Source organism: Roseateles sp. (assembly GCF_019237615.1).
Lineage (GTDB): Bacteria > Pseudomonadota > Gammaproteobacteria > Burkholderiales > Burkholderiaceae_C > Pelomonas.
In genome coordinates this window covers 1-10,654 of sequence record NZ_JAFAGT010000035.1, presented here as the reverse complement: position 1 = coordinate 10,654, position 10,654 = coordinate 1, and the positions used below count along the sequence as shown (strand labels likewise).

The following is a 10,654-nucleotide window of genomic DNA, read 5'->3' as shown; positions in this document are numbered from 1 at the left end:
GACCATGCTCCCCCCACTGGCCCTGGCCCTCCTGATGGCCGGCTGCGCCGTCACCGCAAAGCACCCGCCCGTCGAGGCGCCGCCACCGGCGAGCTTCAAGGGGGCGGCCGAATGGCAGCGCGTGGCACCGCAGATGGCCGTGCCCGAGGCCTGGTGGACGATGTTCAAGGACCCGGTGCTGGACGGCCTGCAGGCCGACCTTGTCGTCGGCAACCAGAACCTTGCCGTGGCGCTGGCCCAGGTCGCCTCGGCCCAGGCCGTGCTGAAGGCCAGTCAGTCGGCCATCTTCCCGACGCTGTCCGTCGGCGCCGGCAGCACGCGCTCGGCGACGCCCCAGAGCGGCAATGTCCAGGGCGGCGTGTCGACGAGCAACTCGCTGACTGCCAATGCGGCCTGGGAGATCGACCTCTGGGGGCGGCTTTCCGAAGGCGTCAAGGCGGCCGGCGCGAGCTATCAGGCCAGCCGGGACGACCTGGCCGCGCTGCGCCTGTCCGCTCAGGCCACGCTGATGCAGAGCTACCTCGCGCTGCGCGTGGCCGAGGCCCAGCAGGCGCTGCTCGAGCGCACCGTCGCCGCCAACCAGCGCGCGCTGGACCTGACCGAAGCGCGCTATGCCGGCGGTGTCGTCGCGCAGACCGACGTGCTGCAGGCGCGCACCCAGTTGCGCAGCGTGCAGTCCCAGCTCAGCGACACCCGCGTGACCCGGGCGCAGCTTGAGCATGGCATCGCCCTCCTGCTCGGCAAGTTGCCGGGGCAGTTCCAGCTGCCGCCCAGCGCCATGCTTCCCGAACTGCCGCCGGTTCCCGAGCTGGTGCCGTCCATGCTGCTTGCGCAGCGTCCCGACATCGCCGCCGCGCGGGCGCGCCAGACGGTGGCCTACGCGCAGATCGGCATCGCCGACGCGGCTTTCTTCCCCTCGGTCACGCTGTCGGCCAGCGCCGGCTACCGCGGCGCCTCCTGGTCCAAGCTGGTGTCGGCGCCCAACCTGCTCTGGTCGCTGGGCGCAGCCGTGGCTGAGCCCCTCTTCGATGGCGGCCAGCGCCGCCTCGCCAGCGACCAGGCGCGCGCGTCGGCCGACGTGGCGACGGCGAACTACCGCCAGGCGGTGCTGACGGCCTTCCAGGAGGTTGAGGACAACCTCGTGCAGTTTGCCGAGTCCGGCGTTTCGCTGGCCTTGCAGCACGACGCCTTCGAGGCGGCCCAGCGCAACCTCGAGCTGGTGCTGGACCAGTACCGAGCCGGCACGGTCAGCTTCCTCAACGTCAGCGCCGCGCAGACCTCGGCGCTGTCGGCTGAGGGCAATGTGCTGACGTTGCGCAACCGCCAGCTCGTGGCGGCCGGCCTGCTGCTCAAGAACCTGGGCGGGCGGCTGCCGCCGCCTTCGACGCAGCAATGAAAAGGGCCCCTTGCGGAGCCCTTGTCTTGGCTTGAGGCCGGCGAGAAGAATTACTTCTTGCCTTTCTTGCCCTTCTTGTCGTCGGCAGCCGGAGCGGCGGCCACGACGATTTCCTCGACCTTGGGCTCGACCGGCGTCGCGATGACGGGGTTGGGCTTGCCGTGGGTGACGACCTTGACGCCGGCAGGCAGCTTGATGTCGTTGACGTGCAGCGAGTGACCCTTGGTCAGGCCCGACAGGTCGATCTCGATGAACTCAGGCAGTTGCTGGGCCAGGCAGGTGATCAGCAGCTCGGTGACGACGTGGTTGACCGTGCAGTGGTCGGTCTTGACGGCCGGCGAGGCGTCTTCGCCGATGAAGTGCAGGGGCACCTTCTTCGTGATCTTGGTCGTGCCGTCCACGCGCTGGAAGTCGCAGTGCAGGACTTGCGGCTTGTAGGGGTGCATCTGGAAGTCACGCAGCAGCACTTGCGTCGTGGCGCCGTTCAGCTCCATGTCCAGCAGCGAGCTGTGGAAGGCTTCCTTCTTGAGGGCGTGGAAGAGCGCGTTGTGATCGAGCTCGATCATCGTGGGCTCACCGGCGCCGAAAACAATGCCGGGCACCTTGCCGGCGATACGCAGGCGGCGGCTCGCTCCGGTCCCCTGCAGCTTGCGCTCAAAAGCGACGAACTTCATGGTTTATCTCCAAAAGAGAAACGGCGCCCGCGACCAGGCACCGTGTTGAAAAGCGGCCGTTCAAAGGCCGCGACGAAACCCGGATCAGAAGTTGTTGTTCTGTTCCGAGAAGAGGGAGGTGACCGACTCGCCATCGGAGATGCGGCGGATGGTCTCGGCGAACAGGAAGGCCACCGACAGCTGGCGGATCTTCTTGCAGGCCTTGGCCGCGTCGGTCAGCGGGATGGTGTTGGTGAGGACGACCTCGTCCAGCGCCGATCCGGCGATGCGCTCGATGGCCGGGCCCGACAGGATGGGGTGGGTGCAGTAGGCGAACACGCTCTTGGCGCCGCGGGCCTTCAGCACCTCGGCCGCCTTCACCAGCGTGCCGGCGGTGTCGATCATGTCGTCCATGATGACGCAGTTGCGACCGTCGATCTCGCCGATGACATGCATCACCTCGGAGACGTTTGCGGCCGGGCGGCGCTTGTCGATGATGGCCAGGTCGCAGCCCAGCTGCTTGGCCAGCGCGCGAGCGCGCACGACGCCGCCGACATCGGGGCTGACGACGACCAGGTCGCTGTAGTTGCGGGCCTTCAGGTCCGACAGCAGCACCGGCGACGCGTAGATGTTGTCGACCGGGATGTCGAAGAAGCCCTGGATCTGGTCGGCGTGCAGGTCCATGGTCAGCACGCGCTCGACGCCGACGGTCTCCAGCAGGTTGGCGACCACCTTGGCCGAGATCGGCACGCGCGTCGAACGCGGGCGGCGGTCCTGGCGGGCATAGCCGAAGTAGGGAATCACGGCGGTGATGCGGCGGGCGCTGGCGCGCTTGAGCGCGTCCACCATGATCAGCAGCTCCATCAGGTTCTCGTTCGTCGGCGCGCATGTGGGCTGAACGACGAACACGTCGCGGGCGCGAACGTTCTGCTGGATCTCGACGGTGACCTCGCCGTCGGAGAAACGGCCGACGACGGCCTTGCCCAGCTCGAGGCCGAGATGGGTGGCAATTTCCTGGGAGAGAACCGGATTCGCGTTGCCGGTGAAGAGAACCGTATTGAGCAGCACTGGGAGCCTCTGATGTCAGTGGCCCGCTGAATGCGCAGCCGGTTCAGCGAAGTACAGAAATCTGGCAGGGGAGGAAGGACTCGAACCCTCGCATGTCGGAATCAAAATCCGATGCCTTGACCAACTTGGCGACTCCCCTACACAGGACCCGGCCGAGCGGCCGAACCCTTGAAACTTCTTCAGTCAGCCCAGCCCGCGAGCGGGTGTTGAGCCAGACTGCGGCAGATCCGACCCGTCCACGCTCCAGGACCTCCATTCGGAAGCCCTTGAAGCAGTGTCGCCATGAACTGGTCGTCCTTGCCATCTTTTCCATCCCCGGCCAGTACGGAAAACACGGCGGCTCCTGAGCCCGTCATCCGGGCGTTGCCGAAGGTCTTCGACAACAGAGTCAACGCGTCTCGCACTTCGCTGCTGATCGACTCGGCTGCTGGCTGGAGGTCATTCTGACCAAAGCCTGCGATGAGTCTTTCTGCAGTTCCTGCTGAGGCGGGAAAGCCCGTGACTATAGCCAAGTTTTCGGACCTTGCCAAGAGTTTGCTCGAAAAGATCTCTTGGGTGGACAAGCCGGACGGTCCCTTGAGCACCGCGAAGCGCTGTTCCGGCAGAGTCAGCGGGTGCAGTATCTCGCCTATGCCCTCGACCAGGGCCGGCCTGCCGCCGAGGAAAAAGGGCACGTCCGCACCAAGCTTCAGGCCCAGCGCCAGCAGTCGCTGCAACGACAGGCCGCAGCCCCAGAGCCGGTTGAGCGCGAGCAGCGTCGTTGCCGCATCGGACGAGCCGCCGCCCATGCCGGCGCCGGCGGGCAGGCGCTTCTCCAAGTGGATGTCGGCGCCCAGCGTGCAGCCCGTCTCAGCCTGCAGCAGGCGGGCGGCGCGCAGGCAGAGGTCGTCCGCCGGCAGATCGCCTCCCAGCACATCGTGGCGGCTCAGCTGCCCGTCGGCACGGCGCTCGACATGCAGCGTGTCCGCCCAGTCGACCAGCACGAACAGCGATTGCAAGAGGTGGTAGCCGTCCGGCCGCTTGCCGACGACATGCAGGAAGAGGTTGAGCTTGGCCGGAGCGGCCAGATCATGGAGTGCCTTCATCGCTTCCGTCCAGTTTGGCGCGCAGTGTGACGACGGGCTCGGTCAGGCGCGTGGCGACGAGGGCGGGCAGCCGCGGCTCGATGCGCCAGCCCAGTTGCTCGAAGCCGTTGGTGGTCTTCTGATGCGGCGCGGCGGGCCAGGGGCGGGCCTTCAGCCAGTCGAACAGCGCGGCCACGGGCACGGCCTCGCCAAGCAGCTCGCGGGTCAGCGCGTCCAGGTCCTCGAAGCGACGCTCGTCGCCCGGCGTCTGCAGCGTGACCAGGCCCGGCCGCCAGTCTGCGCGCGCCATCAACGAGCCCAGCGGCGAGGTCAGCTCCAGCCGGCCGGCCTCGGGGCTGCCGAACAGCTCGAAGCTGGCCGCACCGCCAGTGCCGCGGTTGTGCTGGTCGCCGGCCACGGTGACGCTGATGCGGCCGCTGAGCCGGGCCTCATGGCCGGCCGGCGTGACCTGGGGCAGTTGCGCGCAGCCGGCGACTGCCAGCGCGAGGCAGGCGAACGCCAACCTCACGGCTTGACCTTCAGCCGCTCGAGCGTCTCGCGCAACGCCTCGTTGCCGGGGTCGCGCCGCGCAGCATCGGCGAACACTCGCCGGGCTTCGTCATGCGCGCCGCTGGCCCACAACGCCTCGCCCAGGTGGGCGGCGATCTCGGCGTCGGGTCGGCCGGCATGCGCCTGGCGCAGCAGCTTGACGGCCTCGGCGAAATTGCCGAGGCGGAACTCGACCCAGCCCAGGCTGTCGACGATGAAGGGCTCGCCCGGCGACAGCTTGAGCGCTTGCTCGATGAGCTGCTTGGCCTCAGGCAGGCGCTGGTTGCGCTCGGCCAGCGAATAGCCCAACGCGTTGTAGGCGTGGTGGTAGTCGGGCTTGATCTCTATGACCTTGCGCAGCAGTGTCTCCATCTCGTCGAACTTGCCGACCTTCTCGGTCATCATGGCCTGTTCGTAGAGCAGGTCGGCATCGTTGCCGAAGCGGGCCGTCGCGGTCTTCAGCACCTTGAGCGCTGCGGCGTAGTCGCGCTGCTCGCGCATCAGCTGCGACTCGGCCAGCAGTGCGGCGCGGGCGTCGGCATCGCTGGCGTCGGCGGCCGGCTGCAGCAGCTTGCGGGCCTCGGCCTGCTTGCCCTGGCGGGCCAGCAGGCTGGCGCGGCGGTAGCGAACATCCAGGCCGTTGTTGTCGACCTTCTGCAGCGCGGTCTCGGCGGCCTTGAGGTCGCCGCGCTGCTCGGCCGCCTGGGACAGCATCAGCCAGGCCTGCCGGCGCCCGTCGGCGCGGGCCTTGATCTCGGCATCGGTGCCGGCGGCCGGCGTGTCCAGGCGTTTCAGGCCCTCGTGCAGCGCGTCCTCGGCGGCGGCGGCGTGCTGGAGTTCCAGCTCAAGCGCGCCCAGCGCCAGCCAGGGGGCGGGGTTGTCGGGCGTGGCCACGGTCAGCAGCCGGAACTCGCGTGCGGCGTCGGCCGGGCGCTGGGCCTGGATCAGCGCCCGGCCATAGGCCTGGCGCAGCGCGTGCTGGTCGGGCTTGCGTTGCAGGCGCTCGGTGATGAGCCCTTCGGCCTGTGGTTCGGCGGGCATGAGGTCGACGGCCAGCTGCATCGCGTCGTCGCCGTCCGGCATGGCCTGGCTGAGCTCGCGCGTCAGCGCCAGCGCGCGGGCGTTCTCGCCGGCGTTGATGGACAGGCGGGCCTCGGTGTAGAGGGCGGCGGGCCTGAGCGGGCCGCCCTGCGCGCGCAGCACCGGCCCGAGGGCGGCGAGTACGGCCTTGGGGTCGGGTGCGCGCTGGAACAGGCGCGGCAGGGCCAGGATGAGGCCAGGGCGTTGCGGCGTAGGCGCGATGCGCAGCAGCGTGGACAGTGGCTGCGGCACCTCGGCGGGCTTGTTCATCAACGCCAGCAACTGCACGGTGCTCTGCAGCGCGTCGACCGACGTCGGCACGGTCTCGGCCCAGCTGCGCGCGGCCATCAGCGCCTGGTCGCCCGCGCGGGCCTGGATGGCGATGTTGACGACGCGCTTGAACAACTCCTCGTCGGCGGTGCGCCGCGCGGCGTCCAGCAGCACCTGGAAGGCGACGCCCGCCTGGCCGTTCTGCAACTCGATCTCGCCGATCAGCAGCTGGTAGAACAGCGGCGCGTCCATCGCCGAGTTCGTCGGCGCCTCCGCGGGTGCAGCGGGTGCAGCGGGTGCAGCGGGTGCGGCAGCATCCTGGGCATGGGCTTGCAGCGCGGCCAGCAAGGCGGCGGCAATCATCACTCGGCGAAAAGGCAGGGGCATTCGGACTCCGGCAAACAACGGCCTGATTATGATTTCGCTCCCATGCCCGAGTTGCCCGAAGTCGAAGTCACGCGCCGCAGCTTTGCCGCCGCCATCCAGGGGGCCCGGGTGACCGGCCTGCGCCTGGGAAAACCGCTGCGCTGGCCCATCGGCGTGGACCCCGAAACCCTGCTGGGCAGCCGCGTCGGCAGCGTGCAAAGGCGGGGTAAATATTTGTGGCTTCCGCTGGAAGGCCGAGGCGGGTTGCTGCTGCACCTTGGCATGTCGGGGTCGTTGGCCTTCCTCGACGCGACGCCCGCGCCGGGCGCGCATGACCACTTCGATCTGCACACTGATCGCGGCCTGCTGCGGCTGACCGACCCGCGCCGCTTCGGCGCCGTCGTCTGGGCCAGTGCGCTGGAGGCTGAGCCTGTGGCGACGCTGCTTGGCGGCCTGGGCCTGGAGCCCTTCGACGAGCGCTTCGATGGCCTGCATCTGCACGCGGCGCTGAGCGGCCGGCGCGTCGCGATCAAGCAGGCCCTGCTGGCGGGCGATATCGTCGTCGGCGCAGGCAACATCTACGCCTGCGAGGCGCTGTTCATGGCCGGCATAGACCCGCGCTTGCCCGCGGCGAGGCTCAGCCGGCCGCGCGCCGACAAGCTTGCTACCGCCGTGCGCACCGTGCTGGGCCAGGCGCTGGAAGCCGGCGGCACGACGCTGCGCGACTTCCGTGACGCCCACGGCGTGGCTGGCAGCTTCCAGATGCAGGCCCAGGTCTATGGCCGCGAGGGCGAGTCCTGTCGGCGCTGCGGCACGGCCATCCGGCGCATCGTGCAGGGCCAGCGCTCCACCTTCTTCTGCCCGTCATGCCAGAAGCGTTGATAGAGGACTTCGGCAAGACCGTCGTTGCCTGGCAACGCCGCCATGGCCGCCATACGCTGCCCTGGCAGAACACGCGCGACCCCTATCGCGTCTGGCTGTCGGAAATCATGCTGCAGCAGACGCAGGTTGTGACGGTGCTGGGCTATTACGAGCGCTTTCTGGCGCGCTGGCCCAGGGTCATCGACCTGGCCGCGGCGACGCTGGACGAGGTGCTCGCGATGTGGGCGGGCCTGGGTTACTACAGCCGCGCGCGCAACCTGCATGCCTGCGCCAGGGCCGTGGCCGAGCTGCATGGCGGTGAGTTCCCTTCCACGGCGGCCGCGCTGCAGACGCTGCCGGGCATAGGCCGCTCGACGGCGGCCGCCATCGCAGCTTTCTGCTTCGGCGAGCGAGTCGCCATCCTTGATGGCAACGTCAAGCGCGTGCTGGGTCGGGTGCTCGCCTTCGATGGCGATCTGGCCAGCAGCGCCGCCGAGAAGCGGTTGTGGGACCGCGCCACCGAGCTGCTGCCCGAGCGCGACGTCGACCGCTACACCCAGGGCCTGATGGACCTGGGCGCGACCGTCTGCACCGCGCGCTCGCCCGACTGCCTGCTCTGCCCCGTGCAGCCGCTGTGCCGCGGCCAGCAGGAGGGCGACCCGACGCGCTACCCCGTCAAGACCCGCAAGCTCAAGCGCGGCCGGCGCGAGAACTGGTGGTTGTGGCTGGAGTCGGCAGAGGGGCGGGTGCTGCTGCGGCAGCGGCCGGCGACCGGTGTCTGGGCGGGCCTCTGGACGCTGCCCATGTTCGACGACGAGGCCGGCGCGCGCGCAGCGCTGCCCGATGTCGACTTGGAGACTTTGCCGCGCATCGAGCATGCGCTGACCCACTTCGACTGGGTGTTGCACACGGTGCGGGCCGAAGTGGCCGAGGAGCAACTGCCGGGCACCTGGGTGGCCCGCGAGCAACTCGCCAGATACGCGCTGCCCGCACCGCTGAAAAAGCTGATCGACGAAAGCTGAGCCATGAAAGCAGATATCAAGAGTGGCGTCGAATACGCGCTGATCACGCTGGTCATCGCGGGCTTCTGCCTGTGGCAGCTCATCAGCGGCGCGCAGGACGGCGAGCCGCCGGCCAGCCTGCTCGCGATCTCGGGCCTGGGCCTTATCGTGGCCGGCTCCATGCATTGCGTCTTCATGATGCAGCTGGTGCGGCGCACGGGGCGCGCCTTCTGGCCCTGGTTCATCGCCGTGGTGATCTTCATGCCCATAGGTACGGCCGTGCTGCTGGCGTTGCTCCTCGGCGAGTCCGACGCACCAGAAGCCTGACTTCGTGCAGTCTGCACGCCCCGCGCGTTGCCCGCCCGGGGCGAACAAGGCACAGTTCTTCGAGTCGAAGACAAAGAAAGATCGTTGTGGATGTCGTGAAGAACCTGCGCGTTGGGGCGCGGCTTGGCCTTGCATTTTTCGTGTTGCTGGCGCTCATGCTGGTGATGGCGGGGGTCGGGGCGATGCTGGTGAAGTCGATCAACTATTACGCCGAGTACTACCCCAACAATATCCTGCCGTCGCTGCGCACAATCCACCAGATCGACGGCGCCGTCTCCGACGCGCGCAGGCTGGAGCAGCAGCACATCCTGACCGATGACGACAGGGAGAAGAAGGTGCTGGGCGAGCGCATCGCCCAGACTCGCGAGGACCTGAAGAAGCAACTCAGGGCCTACGAGCCCCTGGTGTCGGACGACGAGGACCGCGCACTGCTGCACAAGGTCGGTGAGGGCCTGAAAGGCTACCTCGCGGCCCAGGACAAGGTGCTGAAGGCATCCAGCGACAGCGCATCCGACCCGACGCAGGGCACGGCGGCCAAGGAGATGAGCTTCGGCATGGCGCAGGCGGCCTTCACGCCGGTGCGCGAGTCGGTCGACCAATGGTGGGCTTACAACGAGAGGCTTGCCGCCACCACGACGGCGTCGGCCGAGGCCACCTACCAGCGAGTGCTGTGGATCTTCGCCATCGTCTCGCTCGTGGCCCTGTGCATTGGCGTGGGCGCGGCGCTGGCCATCACGCGCTCCATCACCCGCCCGATGCAGCTCGCCGCGGCGGCCGTCCAGGCGGTGGCCGGCGGCGACCTGACGCAGCGCCTGCGCAGCAACTCGCGCGACGAACTCGGCCAGCTGCTCAACATGCTGGACGAGATGACGCAGAACCTGGCGCGCATGGTGTCCGGCGTGCGCCAGGGTTGCGACCAGCTCAACGTCGCAGCGGCCGAGATCGCCCAGGGCAACGCAGACCTCTCCGCGCGCACCGAGAGCCAGGCCTCCAGCCTGGAGGAGACCGCGGCCTCCGTCGAGCAGATGGCGTCGCAGATCAAGGCGAATGCCGACAACGCCCGCCAGGCCGACCAGCTCGCCAACCATGCGTCCGAGGTGGCCGGCGCGGGCGGCAACGCCGTCGGCGAGGTCGTCGCGACGATGGACGCCATCTCGACTTCCAGTCGCAAGATCGGCGACATCATCGGCACCATCGATGGCATCGCGTTCCAGACCAACATCCTCGCGCTGAACGCCGCGGTGGAGGCGGCGCGCGCCGGTGAGCAGGGTCGCGGCTTCGCCGTCGTGGCCGGCGAGGTGCGTGCGCTGGCGCAACGCAGCGCCGAGGCCGCCAAGGAGATCAAGAGCCTCATCGGCGACAGCGTCGGCAAGGTCGAGAGCGGCAGCGCCCAGGTGCTGGCCGCGCGCGAGACCATTGGTCAGATGGTCAACGAGGTGCGCAAGGTGACCGACCTGGTCGGCGAGATCACGGTGTCCAGTCGCGAGCAGTCCGAGGGCGTGGGGCAGATCAATGCCGCCGTCAGCCAGCTCGACCAGGCCACGCAGCAGAACGCGGCGCTGGTGGAACAGACCGCCGCGGCGGCCGAAAGCATGCGCCTGCAGACGGCCAAGCTGTCGGAGGCCGTGGCGGCCTTCCGTGTCGACGCCAGCCTTGTGCACGCAGCTCCGGCCGCGCCGCGCACCACGCCCAAGCCGGCCCCGCGGCCGGTCATGCCGCTCAAGCCGGCGGCTCCCAGGGTGATGGCCAAGCCGGACGCCAAGCCCGGGCTGGCCGTCGCGCCGCGCCAGGCGTCCGCGGCGGCCACGCCGGCCCCCGCGCCCAAGCCCATGGCCCCCGCCATGAGCGAGGCCGAGGGCGACTGGGAAACCTTCTAGGTGCCCGCGCGGCAGAAGTTTTGCGCTAACGACAGGCCCCCGGCAATCGTCGCCGGAGGTCATTTCGGCGAGCTGGTTTGATTGCCGTCGCGATTTGATCGTTGCGCTGTCTGTTTCGGTCCTCTGGATGCGCTCCTTGCGT

The 10,654-nt window shown here is 68.9% G+C and carries 10 protein-coding genes and 1 tRNA gene; 5 read left to right on the top strand and 6 right to left on the bottom strand.

Going from position 1 to position 10,654, the window contains the following annotated elements; genetic code table 11:
- The first annotated feature begins 4 nt into the window (after window positions 1-4).
- Window positions 5-1,396, top strand: coding sequence for an efflux transporter outer membrane subunit (locus JOY88_RS06355; protein WP_293501295.1), 1,392 nt, complete (start codon window positions 5-7; stop codon window positions 1,394-1,396).
- A 50-nt stretch (window positions 1,397-1,446) separates the two neighbouring features.
- Here JOY88_RS06355 and JOY88_RS06350 read toward each other — a convergent pair whose 3' ends face one another.
- The 6 genes from JOY88_RS06350 to JOY88_RS06325 all read right to left on the bottom strand — a co-directional run bounded on the left by JOY88_RS06350 (window position 1,447) and on the right by JOY88_RS06325 (window position 6,467).
- Window positions 1,447-2,070 (bottom strand): 50S ribosomal protein L25/general stress protein Ctc, encoded by a 624-nt coding sequence (locus JOY88_RS06350; protein WP_293501293.1) that lies wholly within the window; start codon window positions 2,068-2,070, stop codon window positions 1,447-1,449.
- An 84-nt stretch (window positions 2,071-2,154) separates the two neighbouring features.
- Window positions 2,155-3,117, bottom strand: a complete 963-nt coding sequence (locus JOY88_RS06345) for a ribose-phosphate pyrophosphokinase (protein WP_293501292.1) — start codon at window positions 3,115-3,117, stop codon at window positions 2,155-2,157.
- Between the two features lie 62 nt (window positions 3,118-3,179).
- Window positions 3,180-3,256: transfer RNA gene (locus JOY88_RS06340), tRNA-Gln, on the bottom strand.
- Window positions 3,257-3,296: 40 nt separating this feature from the next.
- A complete protein-coding gene (ispE, locus tag JOY88_RS06335) occupies window positions 3,297-4,202 on the bottom strand; it encodes a 4-(cytidine 5'-diphospho)-2-C-methyl-D-erythritol kinase (protein ID WP_293501291.1) in 906 nt (301 codons plus the stop codon).
- Window positions 4,186-4,710: an outer membrane lipoprotein LolB gene (locus JOY88_RS06330; protein ID WP_293501290.1), complete on the bottom strand. Its 525-nt coding sequence runs from the start codon at window positions 4,708-4,710 to the stop codon at window positions 4,186-4,188. The genes ispE and JOY88_RS06330 overlap by 17 nt, the downstream gene beginning before the upstream one ends.
- Window positions 4,707-6,467 (bottom strand): tetratricopeptide repeat protein, encoded by a 1,761-nt coding sequence (locus JOY88_RS06325; protein ID WP_293501289.1) that lies wholly within the window; start codon window positions 6,465-6,467, stop codon window positions 4,707-4,709. Before JOY88_RS06325 ends, JOY88_RS06330 begins: the two co-directional genes overlap by 4 nt.
- Before the next feature lie 42 nt (window positions 6,468-6,509).
- On the opposite strand from JOY88_RS06325, the gene mutM reads away from it, so the two are divergent.
- The 4 genes from mutM to JOY88_RS06305 all read left to right on the top strand — a co-directional run bounded on the left by mutM (window position 6,510) and on the right by JOY88_RS06305 (window position 10,512).
- On the top strand, window positions 6,510-7,328 hold the full coding sequence (gene mutM / locus JOY88_RS06320) for a bifunctional DNA-formamidopyrimidine glycosylase/DNA-(apurinic or apyrimidinic site) lyase (protein ID WP_293501288.1): 819 nt from the start codon (window positions 6,510-6,512) through the stop codon (window positions 7,326-7,328).
- A complete protein-coding gene (mutY, locus tag JOY88_RS06315) occupies window positions 7,313-8,329 on the top strand; it encodes an A/G-specific adenine glycosylase (protein ID WP_293501287.1) in 1,017 nt (338 codons plus the stop codon). Before mutM ends, mutY begins: the two co-directional genes overlap by 16 nt.
- Before the next feature lie 3 nt (window positions 8,330-8,332).
- The gene (locus tag JOY88_RS06310; protein WP_293501286.1) at window positions 8,333-8,635 is read left to right on the top strand and encodes a hypothetical protein; all 303 of its coding nucleotides are present in this window, start codon (window positions 8,333-8,335) and stop codon (window positions 8,633-8,635) included.
- Between the two features lie 86 nt (window positions 8,636-8,721).
- On the top strand, window positions 8,722-10,512 hold the full coding sequence (locus JOY88_RS06305; RefSeq protein WP_293501285.1) for a methyl-accepting chemotaxis protein: 1,791 nt from the start codon (window positions 8,722-8,724) through the stop codon (window positions 10,510-10,512).
- Window positions 10,513-10,654: the final 142 nt, after the last annotated feature.

Bases quoted from the DNA above. Each gene is read 5' to 3' on its own strand.
- mutM (WP_293501288.1), top strand. From the start codon at position 6,510: ATGCCCGAGTTGCCCGAAGTCGAAGTCACGCGCCGCAGCTTTGCCGCC.
- mutY (WP_293501287.1), top strand. From the start codon at position 7,313: ATGCCAGAAGCGTTGATAGAGGACTTCGGCAAGACCGTCGTTGCCTGG.
- JOY88_RS06310 (WP_293501286.1), top strand. From the start codon at position 8,333: ATGAAAGCAGATATCAAGAGTGGCGTCGAATACGCGCTGATCACGCTG.
- ispE (WP_293501291.1), bottom strand. From the start codon at position 4,202: ATGAAGGCACTCCATGATCTGGCCGCTCCGGCCAAGCTCAACCTCTTC.
- JOY88_RS06355 (WP_293501295.1), top strand. From the start codon at position 5: ATGCTCCCCCCACTGGCCCTGGCCCTCCTGATGGCCGGCTGCGCCGTC.
- JOY88_RS06350 (WP_293501293.1), bottom strand. From the start codon at position 2,070: ATGAAGTTCGTCGCTTTTGAGCGCAAGCTGCAGGGGACCGGAGCGAGC.
- JOY88_RS06325 (WP_293501289.1), bottom strand. From the start codon at position 6,467: ATGCCCCTGCCTTTTCGCCGAGTGATGATTGCCGCCGCCTTGCTGGCC.